Origin of the sequence: Proteiniphilum propionicum, assembly GCF_022267555.1 — a bacterium.
Taxonomy (GTDB): Bacteria; Bacteroidota; Bacteroidia; order Bacteroidales; family Dysgonomonadaceae; genus Proteiniphilum; species Proteiniphilum propionicum.
The window spans coordinates 494,152-512,282 of the sequence record NZ_CP073586.1 but is presented as its reverse complement, the minus strand read 5'-3'; the positions used below and the strand labels follow the sequence as shown (position 1 = coordinate 512,282).

The following is an 18,131-nucleotide window of genomic DNA, read 5'->3' as shown; positions in this document are numbered from 1 at the left end:
ATATGTCATTACTGTATTACTTTGTGTCGTAATTATATAATTTGAAAAACGTTTTGAAACGCGCATGAAAAATATTTAACATTACAAAATAATTATTTTTAGTTATATTCACCTAAAACAAAAAAATAATAGCAGTATGAAAAAAACTATGTTGTCGTTATTCTTGATTGTTGTGCCAATTGCACTTCTGTTGCCCTCAACTATAACAAATGAGGTAAAGGATGATTTGGAAGATAGAATTGAATTAGGAAGAGAGGGTGGTACAACCCGGATTGCGAATTCTCGCACTATGATGAGCATGACTGTTGCTGAACCGGTTTTAGTGGAAGCTCACAGCTCCAGGAATATTGTCACAATCTCAGTACAGAACTACCGTGGTGGAGCATGGGTGGAAATAATTGGATCAAAAGGTGCAAAACAGTACTATTTTGAAGTGTATGATATGGGATTTGACGTTGTAAGCCTGTCCGGGCTTCCTGCAGACAAGTATACCATTCGCATTATGTTGGGTACCGAGACATTTACAGGAACATTTAAGAAAGGAATGTATGGAAACAATTAACAGAAAAGAAAGATCGGGAGGTATTCGTAAATATTTGCTTACGGATGTGGCTTCATGCACTTTCACATTCTCGGATGGGCTCAAAAGTAAGGTGAGCTCAATGCCCGATAAGGAAGTAGTACTTGTTAAACTGATTCCCCGAACATCTAAATCGAAAATTTTCGAGAATAACGTTCTGAAGAACTATTCATCGGCAAGAAACGTGAAAGAACTGGCTAACCTGTGTCATTACGACTGTTTAAGGACATTTACCCGACATTTCAAGAAGAGCTTCGATCAGACTCCATATCAATGGATGATTGACCGGAAAATGGAGGAAATATACTCATTGGTACAAAATTCTGATATCTCAATAACAGAGATCTCAAAAATGTATGACTTTAAAAGTGTGTCGCACCTGGTAAATGCATTCAGTAAAAAATTTGGAATATCACCTCACAAGAGCAGATTATCGAACGCTATCTGACTCTGCTTTTTTACAAATAGATTTGTTAACACAATCTCTATTAAATAGGTTGGATTAAAAATTTCCTTGTGTATGGTGAAATTGAAAAGCGCCTCTCGTGAGAGGGCGCTTTTTCCAATATCAGATTGCTTGAAGGATTATATCCAGCGCATATATGCAAAATCCATCCTGTGGGGCAGATCGGGATTTTTAGGGAATATTCGTATTCCATACTGGTGTGTTCCGGGATCGTTGGGCGACTTGCTTGTTTCGAAATACAACAGGGTGCCTTCTTTCTTTACAAGCTCAAACTCGTACGAATCAATAAATTGCGGTTCTTTTGTCATTGTGTCGTGGTCAACAACTACACACTCAACACCAAAATCGCAGGCCATATCTTTCTTGTCGATGACAACACGGCCGTAAATCTCTTTGTTGCTGTTGTCGAAATCTACCTTCTGGTTAGGATTGAACTCAAGCCTGATTACTTCGAATTTATCCCATTTCGATGCAGTGTCTTCCTTCCATTTTACAATCTCTTTTGCTTTAGCGTAATTGTTAGCCTGGAGAATATGTGAACGCTTTGCCAGCTTATTGTAGAAAAGATTGTAATAGTCGTCCATCATTCGTTTTGTGGTGAAGTTGGGTGCAATCTCAGCCATTGATTTTTTGATGTACTGTATCCATTCGTAAGAGTAACCATAGCTGTTGTGAGCGTAATATAACGGTATGATTTCGTTCTCAAGCATAGAATAGATGGTAGAAGCATCAAGCTCATCCTGGAAAGACTGGCTGTCGTAAGTCCTTTTTTCGGTTAATGCCCAGCCGGCGCCCTCCCTGTATCCTTCGTACCACCATCCGTCTAACACGGAAAGGTTGAGAACACCATTCATCTCGGCCTTCTCGCCCGATGTGCCCGATGCTTCCTGTGCACGGGTAGGGGTGTTAAGCCAGATGTCCACGCCTGAAACCAATCTCTTGGCAAGGCGCATATCATAATTCTCTAAGAAGATGATCTTGCCAAGGAACTCGGGACGACGCGAAATTTCAACAATCTGCTTGATAAGCCCTTGTCCGCCGCCATCGGCAGGATGTGCCTTACCGGCAAAAATAAACTGAACCGGGTATTTGGGATTGTTGACAATTCTGGACAACCTTTCTAAATCGGTGAAAAGCAGATGTGCCCGTTTGTAGGTGGCAAACCTGCGTGAGAAACCAATTAGCAGAGCGTTGGGATTCACCTCTTCTAGCATGCTCATGATCCTGGAAGGATCGGCCTGGTTCTTTAGCCATCCTTCGGTAAACTCAATCCGGATATAGTCAACTAGCTTCTTCTTCAGATGCATGCGGAGAGCCCACAGTTCATTATCACTCACATCGTAAATCTTTTTCCATATTTCGGGATTCGACTGATCATTAAAGAACGAATCGCCGAAATACTTTTCGTAAAGCGCCTTTACCGAAGATGTAGCCCAACTTGGCAGGTGCACGCCGTTGGTCACATAGCCTACATGCAGCTCTTTGGGGAAGTAGCCTTTCCAGACCGGCTGGAACATTTTTTGGGATACGGCACCGTGCAGTTTGCTCACACCGTTTGTCTCTTGTGCAGTATTCAGGGCGAACACACTCATGGAGAATTTTTCGTTTGTGCCTGGATTGGCACGCCCCATGTCCATGAACTGCTGCCAGGGAATACCCATCTTTTGAACAATGGGTGTCATGTATTTGGCTATGAGCGATTCATCAAAATAGTCGTGACCTGCAGGTACCGGGGTGTGAACCGTATATAGCGATGAGGCACGAACAACCTCCAGGGCTTCGCGGAACGAAAGCTTCTCTTCAACCACGTAGTCGCGCAGACGCTGCACATTTATAAAGGCTGCATGTCCCTCGTTCATATGATACACATCCTTTTTGATGCCCAGCTTCTTTAAAAGAAGGATGCCGCCAATGCCCAGTAAATATTCCTGTTTCATACGGTTCTCCCAGTCACCGCCATACAGCTGGTGGGTGATGGAGCGGTCGTAATCGCTGTTCTGCTCAATATCGGTATCCATCAGATAAAGGTTGATGCGCCCCACGGCCACCTTCCATACGTTAGAATAGATGAGGCGGTCATGGAAGGGTACGGTTAGAATCATTGGAGTATCGTCAGGATTCATCATCTGTGTTATGGGCAGGCTGCCGAAGTTCTGAGGTTCGTAGTTGGCTATCTGTTGACCGTCAATAGAAAGAGTCTGGGTGAAGTATCCGTAACGGTAGAGAAAACCTACCGCAGTCATGTCAACGTTGCTGTCACTGGCCTCCTTCAGGTAGTCTCCTGCAAGAATGCCAAGGCCACCCGAGTAGATCTTCAATACGTGAGATAACCCGTATTCCATACTGAAGTAGGCTACACTTGGGCGCTCCTTGTCATGTGGAATGCTCATATAGTTTTTAAAGTTGTCGTAAATATGCTGGATCCGTCGCATGAGCTCATGATTATTTACCACATTCTCAGTGATATTGGGTTGTAGATTCTGCAGCATCTCAACCGGGTTTTTGCCGCTTTTTTCCCACTCGTCGGGGTCCAGGGTCTCTAAAATTGCTTTTACCTCCTCATTCCATACCCACCATAGGTTTTGTGTAATCTCTTTTAGCGGCCGCAACTGGGCAGGTAATTCTGAATGAACATGAATATCTTTCCATACGGGTGTATTTGAATAACTTGACTGAATAATCATTGTTGTTAGTTTTACTTAATTATTATAGGTTGATTTTATTTGGTAGAGTAGAAAACATTACCATGTCAAGATTTTGAACGATACAGATGCAATTATAATGATTTTAATGTTAATAGCCTAAAAAACATTGTTAAACACCATTAGATGCTGCTGCAAACGTTATGTTTCTAATCTGCTTTAAGTTTATACGGTTTTGACAATCTGATGAACGAGTTGTGCAAAGCTTTGCTGTAGGCTTCCTGGTAGAAAGAGATGAAATGTGGCCAGTCGGCTTTGTCTGATAGTGTGGAGGCACTGTGTTTAAGCATCTTTACCTGTTCGCTGCTCTTCAGCGAAAAATCGCTTATGAGACCGGCAATCTCCTCGGCAACATCCATGTAATTTTCATCGTTGCGGTAAATCACCTGAATTCCATCGTCAAGCCCATTTTTTTTATCACTCCTCTTTTTGGCCCACACCCCGAATCCTGAAAGTGAAGTGGTGATGGTGGGGATGGAGAAGGCCACACTCTCGTGCGGGGTATATCCCCAAGGCTCGTAGTATGAAGGGAACACCGACATGTCGAGGCCTATAAGAAGATCGTAATAGGGAAGATTGAAAATTCCATCGTCGCCATTTAAATATGAGGGAACAAAGATAATTTTTACCCTGTCATTGGGAGAATTACAGATACCAAGATGCCTCAGACGGCTCATTACAATGTCGTGTTGCGGGTCAACAAGCTGGTGAGTAACATAAGGGCAACCCTGCGATGAGTCATTCTTTTCAGGTGGTGTATTGTCTTCCAAAAGGAGTGCCTGCAGGTCTTTACGCGGCCCACTAATCCAACCGGGGACCATGATGAAAGCAATTACATCTTTTGTCAGCTGCGGCATTTTCCTTAGCAGGTTCATCGCATCAATAAAAACATCTATTCCCTTGTTTTTATATTCATATCTTCCACTGATGCCTATAAGTAACGCATCTCTGTGGATTGCGTGCCCGAGAGTCTTCTCCGCTACGTTCATTAATACTTTTCTACCCTTTTTACGTGCATGGTCGTAGGTAATTCCTTTTGGAATGAAATCTTTCTCAAATCCGTTGGGAGTGACAACATCGGGGTGGCGATTAAGGAACTGGGCACATTCTGAAGCTGTTATCTCGCTCACAGTGGTGAAACAATCGACGTTTAGAGCAGCTTTTTTCTCTAAAGAGTGTTTGGCAGCCATATTAAGCTGGCGTGCCATCTGATCGCCGTTGTATCCTTTTAAATGATTATACAGAGGAAGATTGTTGCCGGCTATTGAGCGGCCTAACGAGGTGGCGTGAGTGGTGAAGATGGTGGCAATCTTGGGTACGTACTTTTTAATATAGAGTGCGCCGGTGCCAAGCATCCATTCGTTGAAATGGGCGATTACGTTGTCGGCCTCGAGATGGTGGAAACGATAAAAACTCTCGATAACAAGTCCCGTGGAGTATGCAAATATTGCTGATTCATGATAGTCGCCGTATGCAGCTATCGAGTCCACCCCATAATCAAGCCACATCTTTGTGTAGATATCGTTCTGCTTCTCAAAGAATGGTTTGAATTTCACCAGAAAAACAATAGGCTCTCCCGGCACCAGCCAGCGGCCAGCTCTGATTTCGAGATGCTGATTGTGCAAGGCAAAGTCGCGCCATGATGCGTAAAGTGCCGGATCTTCCTTGAACCATGGACTCTCCTTTTCAAGCCAGATGTCGGGGCCTATAAAGAATATTCTGTCTTTATAGATACTTTGAAGGGTATTGGCCCGGGTTGATAATACGGTGTAGATACCACCTACCTTGTTGCATACTTCCCAACTGGTTTCGAAAATGTAGTTAGGTGTATGCCTGGCATCTGTCTGCATATAAATCCTTTTCTTGAATAAACGCGACAAAGATAATAAAAAATGACTTAACTTTGCACTTTCTATGAATGGTTGAAACAATAAAAATTGATAAACTACAGCTAAGGGTTGAAAAACATCCTAATGTGGCGGCGGCGGATTCATTACTGAAAAATGTTAACATTTTATCGGTAAAGGGTTTGCAGGGGTCGTCACGGGCCATCTTTGCCGTGGGAATGTACAGGAAACATCCGCGAACGTACCTGTATATTCTGAATGACGCGGAAACAGCAGGTTATTTCTATCACGATGTTTTACAGCTTATCGGGCCTGGTGATGTGATGTTCTTTCCCTCTGCATATAAGAGGGCTGCAAAATACGGACAGCCTGATGCGGCAAACGAGGTACTGCGAACAGAGTTATTGTGCCGGCTGCAGGGAGAAAGCAGCCCGTTGATTATTGTAAGCTTTCCCGATGCGCTGGCGGAAAAAACCGTTTCAGCAGTGCTACTCAGGGAGAATACACTTAATGTGTCGGTGGGTGAAAGGATTGATTCGTCATTCGTGAGTGAGATGTTAGACAGTTACGGGTTTCAATATACTGATTATGTGTATGAACCGGGACAGTATGCCCTTAGGGGTAGCATTCTCGATGTATTCTCGTTCTCAAGTGAGTTCCCTTACCGTATTGATTTTTTTGGAGATGAGGTGGAAACCATCAGAAATTTCGATCCGGAGACCCAACTCTCTAATGAGAAATTCAACCATATACGCATCGTTCCGGAATTTGTGAATTCTGATTCCGGAAAGGCATCGCTGTTCGACTACCTCCCGGCAACCTCGGTTATAGGGATAGAAGATATTCGCTGGATATCAAGCCGTGTGGAGTCGCTAAATGATGATTTACTGCATATTGATGTCAGAGATGTGGAGTTTGTAAAGGCAGACATGTTATCGAAAAATGATTTTATTAAGGGCTTAAAACAATTCAAACAACTTCGTTTCGATGTTAAGATGGCAGATACACCCGATGCATCCATCGATTTCAAGACTTCTTTGCAACCGCTCTATCACAAAAACTTCGATTTGGTGAGCAGCTCTTTTCATCAGTTCATTGATGATGGCTATACAATATATGTACTAAGCGATAGCGAAAAGCAACAGAAACGTCTTTACCACATTTTTGAAGATCGCGACGACCCCATCCCGTTTATTCCGGTGAATAAAACTTTGCATGAAGGTTTTTCGGATGAGACACTGAAAATCTGCTGTTTTACCGATCATCAGATTTTCGACCGTTTTCACAAATATAGCCTGAAATCCGACAGAGTACGCTCAGGCAAGCTGACACTTACACTAAAAGAGATAAATCAGCTTCAACAGGGCGATTATGTGGTGCATATGGATCACGGTGTTGGCAGGTTTGCGGGTCTGGTGAGGCTTCGTATAGGAGATAAGGTGCAGGAGGTGATTAAACTTACTTATCTGAATAACGATGCGGTGTTTGTATCAATTCACTCGCTGCATAAGATTTCTAAATATAAGGGAAAGGAGGGTGAACAGCCGCAACTGAACAAACTGGGCTCCGGCGCATGGGAAAGGGTGAAAGAGCGTACAAAATCGAAGATCAAGGATATTGCACGCGACCTGATTAGGTTATACGCCAAACGACTGCAGGAGAAGGGCTTTGCTTACTCAAGGGACACATATATGCAGACTGAACTGGAGGCTTCGTTCATGTATGAAGATACGCCCGACCAGATAAAAGCTACACGCGATGTAAAGGCTGATATGCAAAGCGAGCGTCCCATGGATCGGCTTATTTGTGGAGATGTGGGCTTCGGCAAAACAGAGATCGCTATTCGTGCCGCTTTCAAGGCTGCAGTTGATGGCAAGCAGACTGCTTTACTGGTGCCGACCACTGTATTGGCTACACAGCATTATCATACGTTCAGTGAGAGGCTGGCGAATTTCCCGGTTAAAGTGGATTATTTGAGCCGTGCGAGATCGTCAAAAGAGCAAAAGTCGATCCTCAGCGATCTGAAAGATGGTAAAATAGATATCATCATAGGTACTCACAGACTGGTTGGAAAGGATGTGCAATTCAAGGACCTGGGATTGCTTATCATCGATGAGGAACAGAAATTCGGTGTCTCAACCAAAGAGAAGTTGAAACAGATGAAGGTGAATATAGATACACTCACTATGACTGCTACGCCCATTCCAAGGACTTTACAGTTTTCACTTATGGGGTCGCGTGACCTTTCAACCATAGGAACGCCTCCGCCAAACCGTTATCCGGTGCAGACCGAAGTTCATACATTCGATATGGAAATTATTCGCGATGCAGTGAATTTTGAAATGAGCCGGAACGGACAAGTGTTTATCGTGAATAACCGTATCAAGAATATTTACGAGATAGAGGCTCTTATAAAACGGGAGATTAAGGGAGTAAGTATAGCTGTGGGACATGGGCAGATGGATCCGAAAAAATTGGAGGAGGTAATTGCCGACTTTATAAACCAGGAGCATGATGTGCTTATTGCCACGACCATAATAGAGTCGGGAATTGATATGCCCAATGTGAATACCATTATTGTGATGGATGCACATAATTTCGGGTTGAGCGACCTGCATCAGTTGAGGGGAAGAGTGGGGCGAAGTAACCGTAAGGCGTTCTGCTACCTGCTTGCCCCACCTCTTTACACGTTGAGCAGTGAGTCGCGACGAAGATTGCAGGCGATAGAGAACTTTGCAGAGCTGGGTAGCGGTATTCATATTGCCATGCAGGATCTGGATATCAGGGGGGCAGGCAACTTGCTGGGAGCGGAACAGAGTGGGTTTATAGCCGACCTGGGCTATGAAACTTATCAGAAAATCCTTTCCGAAGCTGTACACGAGCTTCGGAAAGATGAGTTTTCGGAACTCTATAAGGAACAGCAGGAGATAAAAGCATCGGATCTGAACTTCGTTGATGAAGTGCTTGTGGAAAGCGACCTTGAGCTGATGTTTCCGGCTACATATATACCAAACGACTCGGAGAGGGTGGCTATATACCGTGAGCTTGACAGTATGGAGACAGAAACGGAAATACTTAATTTTACCGGGCGGATAGAGGACAGATTTGGAAAAATACCGCAACAGGGTAAAGAGCTGATTAGAATAGTGAGGCTTCGTCGTATTGCGAAATCGCTGGGATTGGAAAAGATTGTACTGAAAAACGGGCAAATGACTCTCTTCCTGATCTCAGATCCGGAATCTCCATATTACAGCTCATCAATATTTGATAATTTATTAAATTATGTGCAGCTCCATCCGCGGCAATGCCGGCTGCGGGAGAATGGAAAAAAACGGTCTGTAATGATCAGTAACGTGGAAACAGTGGAGAATGGAGTAGCTATTCTTGAGGATATGCTCAAAACAGCCCCTCTATAGATAGATAGCGCTCGCCGGTGTCGTAATTGAAAGTGAGAATACGCTTCCTGTCGCTTAGCTCAGTTATTTTCTGCGCTACTGCAGCCAGAGCCGCGCCGGTGGAAATGCCTCCTACGATACCCTCTTCGCGGGCAAGACGTCTGGAATAATCAAAAGTTTCATCCCTGGTCACTTTTATAACACTGTCTATGATGGTAAGATCAAGAATGTCGGGAATAAAACCCGCCCCGAGACCCTGAATAGCGTGTGGTCCCTGCTTCCCCTCGGTGATGAAGGGTGAATCGGCAGGTTCAATACCGATCACCTGCAAGGAAGGGAATTTTTTCTTCAACTCTCTTCCAACACCGGTGATATGGCCTCCCGTACCGATACCTGTAATAAGATAGTCAAGGCCTTCAGGAAAATCGTTGAGTATCTCCTTTGCCGTTTTTTCAGCATGTACATTTGGGTTGGATTTATTCATAAACTGTTGAGGAATCCATGAACCGGGAGTAGCGCTCTTTATCTCTTCGGCTTTTTCTATGGCTCCTTTCATTCCCTTCTCACGAGGGGTCAGAACAAGTTTTGCGCCGTAAAGAGCCACTAAGCGTCGACGTTCAACCGACATCGATTCGGGCATAACAATGATTACTTTGTACCCTTTAACAGCACCAACAAATGAGAGACCTACGCCAGTGTTACCCGAAGTGGGTTCTATGATGGTGTCACCTGGTTTCAATATACCCTGTTTTTCGGCATCTTCTATCATCGATAATGCAATGCGGTCTTTGATGCTGCCTCCAGGGTTCTGCTTCTCCAGTTTAATCCATACATCATGTGCAGGGAATAAACGGTTTAAACGTACGTGTGGTGTATTTCCAATTGCCTCTAAAATATTGTTGTACTTCATAACTATTTTGCTGTTTGGAATGATATGAGTGATACTATGCTCCTGTTTGTATTAATAGTTGTAAGAACGGTTGAAAGAGCGTCAGATCACAAAATCATTCGGGTGAATAAAATCTTTTACGGTTCTTATTTTTACATCTACGGTATTGTAAACCATAGAATAGGGAATTACGCTTTGTGTGAGCCATGCACCACCGCCTATGGTGGAGTCGTGACCGATTACAGTTTCTCCTCCTAAAATTGTTGCATTTGCATAAATTACCACGTTGTCTTCAACGGTAGGATGCCGTTTTACATCGGATAACTTCTTTTCAACATATAATGCTCCGAGTGTAACACCTTGGTATATCTTCACATTGTTGCCTATTTGGGTGGTTTCGCCAATCACTATTCCGGTTCCGTGATCCATGAAGAAATTATTCCCTATTTTTGCTGCAGGGTGGATGTCGATGCCCACCTTTGAGTGAGCATATTCGGAGAAGATCCTGGCAATAAGTGGCACACCAAGGTGATGGATCTCGTGGGCAATACGGTGCACGCATAGAGCGTAAAAGCCGGGATAAGCTATAATTACCTCCTCAAGAGTCTTGGCTGCCGGATCGAACTTCAAATAACAGGTGGCGTCTTCGAATAGCCGTTTTTGAAGTGTGGGGAATCTACTGAAAAATTCTTCAGTAATATCATCAGCCTTTTTTTCACTGGTTAGTGCGGCTATGTTAGAGTGAAATAAACCCGCAGTTTCAATCAACCCTCCGTGTACATTATGCGATTTGGGACAATCGCATATGGGAAACATAAAGGTGATAAAAGAATCGATAATTTTATCCAGTTCGCATTTGTTGATAGGAATGCTGATTGGTGGGGGATTGAACTGTTGTATAAGTTCTAAAGTATTGTTGGTCATTATGATGTGAGTTTAGAAAGAAATTTAATGCAGTTGCTTTTGATAGATAAACGGATAACACGCCTGTTTGTTCCCGGGAGAACTGCATCCGTTTTTTTCGAGCAGATTTATTCCGGACAGATTTATTCCGGACAGTGTTAAATTCCTATAGATTCGCATAATAAAGTTTATTTGATGACCAGACTGGGTTGGCGCCTGCTAAGATGACGAGAGGGAGGGTGGGGGTGTCAGGGTTGGCATGGCTTCTAAATAATTTTAAAGTGAAACGAGATTCCCAAATGAAAATCTCGTTTCTTAAAACTGTTATTTTGTTTTTAATGCCTCAAAAATGAGCTTTTCAAGCTCTTCCGACAGTTCGGGATTATCTTTCACTGCAGCTTTAGCTGCATCGCGTCCCTGTCCTAACTTGGTATCGTTGTAGCTGTACCACGAACCGCTCTTTTTGATGATGTTCAGATCTGCTCCTAAGTCAATAATCTCACCGGTACGAGAAATACCTTCACCGAACATGATATCGAATTCTGCCTTTTTGAATGGAGGTGCAACTTTGTTTTTTACTACCCTTACGCGCGTCGGCCTTCCTATCTGTTCTTCTCCATCCTTTATGGGAGAACCGTTGCCTCGGATATCGAGGCGCACCGATGCGTAAAACTTCAAAGCATTGCCGCCGGTAGTTGTTTCAGGATTACCGAACATGACCCCAATTTTCTCACGAAGCTGATTAATAAAAATGCAGGTGGTGTTTGTTTTGCTTATTGCGGCAGTAAGCTTCCTGAGCGCCTGTGACATCAGACGTGCCTGAAGCCCCACGTTGGAGTCCCCCATTTCTCCTTCGATCTCTTTTTTAGGAGTGAGTGCGGCAACAGAGTCTATCACGATAATATCCACAGCGGAAGAGCGGATAAGCTGTTCAGCGATCTCCAGTGCTTCCTCGCCGCTGCTGGGTTGTGAAATAAGCAGGTCGTCTGTCTTAACACCCAATTTTTCAGCATAGAAACGGTCGAATGCATGCTCTGCATCAATAAAAGCAGCCACGCCACCTACTTTCTGAGCTTCTGCAATAGCATGGATAGCAAGTGTGGTCTTACCGGACGATTCCGGCCCGTAAATTTCAATTACACGGCCCCGTGGATATCCGCCCACGCCCAAAGCCACGTTTAATCCTATTGATCCGGTAGAGATCACCGGCATTTCTTCCACCTTCTCATCACCCATAATCATTATGGAGCCTTTGCCGTATGTTTTTTCAATCTTGTCCATTGCGGCACGCAACGCTTTCAGTTTTTCATTGTTTTTGTTGTCCTTTATTTCTTCTGCCATATTATTTTTTGTTTGATTGATAATTCAGTTGATCTTTCAGACGATTCTTTCAAAGAAACAAACATCTAAATCGGGGGACAATGCAATTAAAGTGTGTGTGACGCACCTTTGCCAATGGCGTTATCCCATCTCTAATATCTGTTTTGCATGATTCTTTGTATCCACTTTTCTACCCTCAATGATGTGCCGTATAATGCCGTTTTCATCGATAAGGAAGGTGGTACGAACGGTACCCATGTATTTTTTGCCCGCCATGGATTTCTCCTGCCAAACGCCGAACAGTTCTACCAGTTTTTTATCGGTATCGGCAATAAGAGGAAAGGGGAGTGAAAACTTATCAATAAATTTTTGATGCGATGTTTCACTGTCTATGCTTACGCCTGCTATCTCGTAACCGGCCCTGAGAAGTTCAGTGTAGCCATCGCGCAAACTACATGCCTGAGCCGTGCATCCCGGTGTGTTGTCTCTTGGGTAGAAGTAAAGGGCAAGCTTTTTCCCTGCAAAATTGCTCATTTTCACTGTCTTTCCGTTCTGGTCAGTTCCCAGGATTTCGGGTATTTTGTCGCCAATATATAAAGCCATTGAATAGTTTTTTAAGTGGGTTACTCGTCAAAGATAAGAAAATAATCGGTAGCCGGAAAATGAATAATTGTCTATTTTTACGTCAGTTTATACATTCCTCCCGGCAGTGATTCTACTAGGTTTTTCACTTCCAGCTCCAGGAGAGTCATGAATAGCTCCGGAACGGGTGTGTTGAGTTCAATGGCGAGCTTGTTCACATGCATTGAGCCGGATCTTTCCAGAGCACTGAAAATCTGTTTTCCCTCTTCCGACAGATCCGGGAACAGCTCTTGTTGTACAGGGAGAGTCTCTTTTTCTTTTGTTTCCCATCCCATGTGGGCAATAAAATCATCGGTACTCTGCAGTAATACCGCTTTATTGTCGGATATCAGCCGATTACATCCGGTTGACATCTTATCATGAACACGACCGGGCAGGGCAAATACCTCCCTGAAATATGAATTCGCGATATCGGCAGTGATTAGTGAACCGCCTTTTACTCCCGATTCTATTACTACCACTGCATCTGCCATGCCCGCGACAATACGGTTCCGTCTCACGAAATTATGCTTGTCAGGATTTGTTTCACTTGGAAACTCAGTTAGCAAGGCTCCGTCTTGAAGCATCTTTACAGCGGTATTGCGGTGCAATTGAGGATATATTCTGTCAAGCCCGTGGGCCAGTACGGCTATGGTTGATAAGCCATGTTGCAGTGCAGCGCGATGAGCGCAGATGTCTATTCCGTATGCCAGTCCGCTGATGATCTGAATATCAGGGATTTTTGAAGAGATCTCGCGGATGAACTTCTTGCAATAATCGAGCCCATACCCTGTAGCGTTGCGTGTACCTACAATACTGATTGTTTTTTCGTGGTTGAAATCGGTATTCCCTTTGGCATAGAGCAACAATGGAGCATCAATACATTGTGTTAGCCGCCTGGGGTAACCTGGATCGGTGAAAAAAAGTAGCTGAAGGTTGTTTTTAGTGATGAACTCCAGCTCTTTTTCAGACCTTCTCAGCACTTCAGGATCACGTATCTCCCTGATAAGTTGTCTCGAGATGCGGGGAATGGCTTCTAACCTGCTTACGCTCTCTCTGAAAATAGCCTCTTCATCACCTATTACTTTCAGCAGGTTACGCGCATGCATCACTCCCACGCCTTTTATCTGAGTGAGTGCTATCCGGTATAAAGATTTGTCTGTTGCCATTTGCTTATTAAACCTGAATATATTCTGCAAACGCTTCGTCAAACACTTCGGGCTTTTTTAGAATGCCGTTAACTAGATTCACCACCTCTATCTTTGCTTTGGCGCACAACGCATTATCCTTTAATCGAATGATTTCTTGGTGGAAAATATATTTCACGCCTGCTCTTTCAAGCTGCGTAACGGTACATTTAAACTCATCCATCCCCCTAAGGGGTACTTTGTAGCGGATCTCAACCCGGGAGACTACTGCATCGATACCCTGAGTATGGAGCTGATGGAAATTCAATCCCACCATTTCCAGAAACTCATGGCGCGTAACCTCAAAATAGTGCTGGTAATTGGCGTTGTTTACGTGGCCTTGCGTATCGCATTCGTAATCACGCACTTTCATTATATGTTCAAAAGCAGGCTGAGTCATTTTCACAATTCCTTTGTTTACTTTTCACTTAATTTTAACCACTCCCGTGCATTTGCAAATGCTTCCATCCATGGGGTGACCTCATGTTTCCGGTATTCGTGTGGGTACCAGGCGTTCTGCCAGGGGAAGACAGTCCGTTCGAGATGGGGCATCATTGCCAGATGGCGGCCATCGAGAGAACAGATGGCAGCAACTGAGTAATCGGAGCCGTTGGGATTGCCTGGATATTCATCATACACATATTTGGCTGCAATATTGTATGCTGATTCAGGTTCAGGCAAATTAAAGCGTCCTTCGCCGTGTGCCACCCATATGCCAAGCTTTGTGCCCTCGAGCGATTTGAACATTACCGACCTGTTCTTCGGAATCTCAACGCTTACAAAAGCCGATTCGAACTTGTGCGACAGGTTGTGTGCCATTTTGGGATGAGAGTCGCCCATCTCAGGATAAATAAGCCCTAGCTCCATAAGCAGCTGGCAGCCATTGCAGATGCCGAGACTGAGTGTATCTTCCCTGGCGAAAAAATTACTGAGCGAGGTTTTTGCCTTTTCATTGTACCGGAAACCACCGGCCCACCCTTTGGCGGAACCCAGAACATCGGAATTGGAGAATCCGCCACAAAATACAGCAAACCGCACATCTTCAAGTGTCTCTCGTCCCGATGTGAGGTCGGTCATATGCACATCTCTCACATCAAATCCGGCAAGCCAAAGCGCATATGCCATCTCACGCTCTCCGTTGGTGCCTTTTTCACGGATGATGGCAGCTGTGAGTCCCGTTTTTATCTTTCTATCTGGATTTAAACCCAAATCCTCAAGTTTTCCAGTAAAAGATGGTTTGAAATTGAACTGAAGAGGCTGACTCCCGTAGTTCTTATAACGTTGTCCGGCACATGTTTCTCCACTCTGCTTAATGTCAAGCAAATATGATGTTCTGTACCATATATCACGCAATCTGTCAATGTTGAACTCCTGCCGGAATCCATCTTTTTCAATAATCAGGCTGCGCTCTTCAACAGGCCTTGCTACTATTGCAAAGCCTACACCGTAGTCACCCAGGATTTTCTCCACTAGGCGGTGATGTTTAACCTGAATAAGGACACCGGGATTTTCGGAGAACAGTATTTTAACAAGGTCGGCATGGCGGATTTTATCGAGCCGTGATTCGAGCCCGCCCCTGGGATTTGCAAAGCACATTTCGAGCATGGCGGTGATAATACCACCCGCAGAAATATCATGGCCGGCAAGGATTAATCCACGGTTAACCAGCTCCTGGACGGCAGCGAAAGCGTTCTTAAAATATTCCGGATCGTTCACCGTTGGAGCCTCATCTCCAATCTTTCCCAGCGACTGTGCAAAAGCCGATCCTCCCAGCTTAAACGTATCAAACGAAAAATCAATGTAATAGAGGTAGGTTCCTCTTATATATGCCAATACTGGAGATACAATTTTTCTTATGTTAATAACCTCGGCAGCAGCAGAGATGATAACTGTCCCGGGAGAAAATACCTTGTCATCGCCATACTTTTGAGTCATTGAGAGTGAATCTTTGCCGGTGGGGATATTGATACCCAGGTCACAGGCAAAATCGGAACATGCCTCTACCGCTTTGTAGAGTCGCGCGTCCTCACCCGGATTGCGGCAGGGCCACATCCAGTTGGCGCTTAGCGAGACACTCTGCAAACCGTTTGCAAGTGGTGCAAAAACAATGTTTGTCAGTGATTCGGCAACGGCCATTACAGAGCCTGCAGCCGGATCTATCATGGCTGTCATCGGGGCATGCCCAAGAGATGTAGCCATGCCGGAACACCCCCTGTAATCGAGGGCAATGGCGCCACAGTCGCTCAAGGGCAGTTGTATCTCGCCCTGGCACTGCTGACGGGCAATTCTTCCGGTGACGCTTCTGTCAACCTTGTTGGTGAGCCAATCCTTACAGGCAACAGCTTCCATCCTTAGAACGTTCTCTATATATGTCTCCAACATCTCCTGGGTATACTCCGGAGCGCTGTATCTCTCTTCAATGGTTTTATCTTCCATGACTGTCGCCGGCGGCTTGCCGAAGAAATCTCCCAGCTCCATGCTGATAGGGCAGGTGCCATCGGGCTGACGGAAGGTAAACATCATATCGCCGGTGGTTTCTCCCACAACATACATTGGTGAACGTTCACGTGAAGCTATCCGCTCTATTCGTTCAATATCCTGCTGTTTAACCAACAAGCCCATACGCTCCTGGCTTTCGTTTCCTATTATCTCTTTAGCTGAAAGTGTTTCATCGCCTACAGGCAGTTTGTCAATATCAATTACCCCGCCGGTTTTTTCCACGAGCTCTGACAGGCAGTTAAGATGTCCGCCAGCACCGTGATCGTGAATTGAGACTATTGGATTGTCATCTGACTCTGCCAGAGCACGGATAACATTCGACACACGCTTCTGCATTTCGGGATTGGCGCGCTGCACGGCATTTAATTCAATCCCTGATGAATATTCGCCCGTGTTTACAGACGAAACAGCGCCACCGCCCATGCCGATACGGTAGTTGTCTCCGCCCAGTACTACCACTTTCTCTCCGCTTTGCGGTTCTCCTTTCTTTGCATCGCGTTTGTTGGCATAACCTATACCTCCGGCAAGCATGATCACTTTGTCATAGCCAAATTTCTTGTTGTTTTCGAAGTGTTCCATAGTCAGTACTGATCCGCAGATAAGAGGCTGCCCGAACTTGTTGCCGAAATCGGATGCTCCGTTGGAGGCTTTTATTAGTATCTGTTCGGGCGTCTGATAAAGCCATTTTCGCGGAGGCAGTGTTTGCTCCCATGTGCGATCTTCTTCTAGTCGCGGATAGGAGGTCATGTAAACGGCCGTTCCAGCTACGGGAAGAGATCCTTTTCCGCCTGCAAGGCGGTCTCGTATTTCTCCACCCGTACCTGTGGATGCTCCGTTGAATGGCTCCACAGTTGTAGGAAAGTTATGTGTTTCGGCTTTGAGTGAAAGCACGCTCTCAACATCTTTTGTTTGGAAGAAATCGGGTTTATCACCGCTTGTAGGTGCAAATTGTTCTATTAAAGGCCCCTGGACAAAAGCCACGTTATCTTTGTAAGCAGAGATCAGGCTGTTCGGGTTAACAGACGAAGTTTTTTTAATTAGCTGAAATAGCGACATCTCCTTCTCCTCGTCATCGATGATGAATTTGCCATTGAATATCTTGTGCCGGCAATGTTCCGAATTCACCTGCGAAAAGCCGAATACTTCACTGTCGGTGAGTTTGCGACCCATCTTTTTGCTGACGGAGTTGAGATAATCGATCTCGTCACTGCTCAGCGCAAGCCCTTCTGTATTGTTATATGTATCAATATCATCAATATATACTATCTCTTCAGGCTTTCTGTCGATGCTGAATATAGTTTGATCCAGCCTTGCATACTTGCGTTGCAGCATCGGATCGAAATCATTTTCATTGTCTTCCGTCCGGGGAATATATTCTTCAATACGTGAGATATCCCCGATCCCCATATTTTGTGTGATCTCTACCGCACAGGTACTCCAGGGGGTAATCATTTCGCGGCGGGGGCCGACAAACGGCCGGTCTACTATCTCAGTGGCAAGCATCTCTGCTTCTCCGAACAGCCATGCCAGCTTCAGTTCTGTTTCAGGTGAGAATGCCGATTTTGTCTGAACGGCTATAACGCTCTGTGAGGGGGTTCTGAAAAATGAAATCATATCTCTGCTTTTTATTATTTACTGAACTTGAATGAGATTAAGAAGATTGAGAAAGGCCATCCTTCCGTCAATCAGAATGGAGAGACAAAGTTAGTGAACTTTTTCGTT

At 44.7% G+C, this 18,131-nt stretch carries 12 protein-coding genes; 3 read left to right on the top strand and 9 right to left on the bottom strand.

All coding sequences use genetic code 11. The annotated features are described in order from the left end of the window. Window positions 1–136: 136 nt before the first annotated feature. Window positions 137–562: a hypothetical protein gene (locus KDN43_RS01910; RefSeq protein WP_238868014.1), complete on the top strand. Its 426-nt coding sequence runs from the start codon at window positions 137–139 to the stop codon at window positions 560–562. After that, window positions 549–1,028 (top strand): helix-turn-helix domain-containing protein, encoded by a 480-nt coding sequence (locus KDN43_RS01905; RefSeq protein WP_238868013.1) that lies wholly within the window; start codon window positions 549–551, stop codon window positions 1,026–1,028. Before KDN43_RS01910 ends, KDN43_RS01905 begins: the two co-directional genes overlap by 14 nt. A gap of 137 nt (window positions 1,029–1,165) precedes the next feature. On the opposite strand, the gene glgP is transcribed toward KDN43_RS01905, so the two are convergent. Together glgP and KDN43_RS01895 are read right to left on the bottom strand one after the other, a co-directional pair. Further along, entirely contained in the window at window positions 1,166–3,730 is a 2,565-nt protein-coding gene (gene glgP, locus KDN43_RS01900; protein ID WP_238868012.1) for an alpha-glucan family phosphorylase, read from the bottom strand. A gap of 167 nt (window positions 3,731–3,897) precedes the next feature. After that, window positions 3,898–5,598: a glycosyltransferase family protein gene (locus tag KDN43_RS01895; protein WP_238868011.1), complete on the bottom strand. Its 1,701-nt coding sequence runs from the start codon at window positions 5,596–5,598 to the stop codon at window positions 3,898–3,900. Window positions 5,599–5,666: 68 nt separating this feature from the next. Here KDN43_RS01895 and mfd point away from each other — a divergent pair, with 68 nt between their 5' ends. Beyond that, window positions 5,667–9,011: a transcription-repair coupling factor gene (gene mfd, locus KDN43_RS01890; protein WP_238868010.1), complete on the top strand. Its 3,345-nt coding sequence runs from the start codon at window positions 5,667–5,669 to the stop codon at window positions 9,009–9,011. Here the strand turns inward: mfd and cysK are convergent. The 7 genes from cysK to purL all read right to left on the bottom strand — a co-directional run bounded on the left by cysK (window position 8,992) and on the right by purL (window position 18,023). Next, entirely contained in the window at window positions 8,992–9,900 is a 909-nt protein-coding gene (cysK, locus tag KDN43_RS01885) for a cysteine synthase A (protein ID WP_238868009.1), read from the bottom strand. The genes mfd and cysK overlap by 20 nt on opposite strands. Window positions 9,901–9,981: 81 nt before the next feature. Further along, on the bottom strand, window positions 9,982–10,803 hold the full coding sequence (gene epsC / locus KDN43_RS01880) for a serine O-acetyltransferase EpsC (protein ID WP_238868008.1): 822 nt from the start codon (window positions 10,801–10,803) through the stop codon (window positions 9,982–9,984). A 303-nt stretch (window positions 10,804–11,106) separates the two neighbouring features. Then, window positions 11,107–12,123, bottom strand: coding sequence for a recombinase RecA (gene recA / locus KDN43_RS01875; protein ID WP_238868007.1), 1,017 nt, complete (start codon window positions 12,121–12,123; stop codon window positions 11,107–11,109). A 120-nt stretch (window positions 12,124–12,243) separates the two neighbouring features. Beyond that, window positions 12,244–12,705 (bottom strand): thioredoxin-dependent thiol peroxidase, encoded by a 462-nt coding sequence (bcp, locus tag KDN43_RS01870; protein WP_238868006.1) that lies wholly within the window; start codon window positions 12,703–12,705, stop codon window positions 12,244–12,246. 77 nt (window positions 12,706–12,782) lie between these two features. Continuing rightward, complete coding sequence (gene dprA, locus KDN43_RS01865; protein ID WP_238868005.1) at window positions 12,783–13,892, bottom strand: DNA-processing protein DprA; 1,110 nt, start codon at window positions 13,890–13,892, stop codon at window positions 12,783–12,785. Window positions 13,893–13,899: 7 nt separating this feature from the next. Beyond that, window positions 13,900–14,310, bottom strand: a complete 411-nt coding sequence (locus KDN43_RS01860) for an acyl-CoA thioesterase (protein WP_238869520.1) — start codon at window positions 14,308–14,310, stop codon at window positions 13,900–13,902. A gap of 17 nt (window positions 14,311–14,327) precedes the next feature. Continuing rightward, window positions 14,328–18,023 carry a phosphoribosylformylglycinamidine synthase gene (gene purL, locus KDN43_RS01855; RefSeq protein WP_238868004.1) on the bottom strand — a complete coding sequence of 1,232 codons (3,696 nt, stop codon included), beginning with the start codon at window positions 18,021–18,023 and terminating at the stop codon, window positions 14,328–14,330. Between the last annotated feature and the right edge of the window lie 108 nt (window positions 18,024–18,131).

What these genes read in the sequence shown, in the direction of transcription:
- KDN43_RS01910 (WP_238868014.1), top strand. Translation starts at nt 137, where the DNA reads ATGAAAAAAACTATGTTGTCGTTATTCTTGATTGTTGTGCCAATTGCA.
- purL (WP_238868004.1), bottom strand. Translation starts at nt 18,023, where the DNA reads ATGATTTCATTTTTCAGAACCCCCTCACAGAGCGTTATAGCCGTTCAG.
- cysK (WP_238868009.1), bottom strand. Translation starts at nt 9,900, where the DNA reads ATGAAGTACAACAATATTTTAGAGGCAATTGGAAATACACCACACGTA.
- recA (WP_238868007.1), bottom strand. Translation starts at nt 12,123, where the DNA reads ATGGCAGAAGAAATAAAGGACAACAAAAACAATGAAAAACTGAAAGCG.
- KDN43_RS01905 (WP_238868013.1), top strand. Translation starts at nt 549, where the DNA reads ATGGAAACAATTAACAGAAAAGAAAGATCGGGAGGTATTCGTAAATAT.
- dprA (WP_238868005.1), bottom strand. Translation starts at nt 13,892, where the DNA reads ATGGCAACAGACAAATCTTTATACCGGATAGCACTCACTCAGATAAAA.
- KDN43_RS01895 (WP_238868011.1), bottom strand. Translation starts at nt 5,598, where the DNA reads ATGCAGACAGATGCCAGGCATACACCTAACTACATTTTCGAAACCAGT.
- bcp (WP_238868006.1), bottom strand. Translation starts at nt 12,705, where the DNA reads ATGGCTTTATATATTGGCGACAAAATACCCGAAATCCTGGGAACTGAC.
- KDN43_RS01860 (WP_238869520.1), bottom strand. Translation starts at nt 14,310, where the DNA reads ATGACTCAGCCTGCTTTTGAACATATAATGAAAGTGCGTGATTACGAA.
- glgP (WP_238868012.1), bottom strand. Translation starts at nt 3,730, where the DNA reads ATGATTATTCAGTCAAGTTATTCAAATACACCCGTATGGAAAGATATT.
- mfd (WP_238868010.1), top strand. Translation starts at nt 5,667, where the DNA reads ATGGTTGAAACAATAAAAATTGATAAACTACAGCTAAGGGTTGAAAAA.
- epsC (WP_238868008.1), bottom strand. Translation starts at nt 10,803, where the DNA reads ATGACCAACAATACTTTAGAACTTATACAACAGTTCAATCCCCCACCA.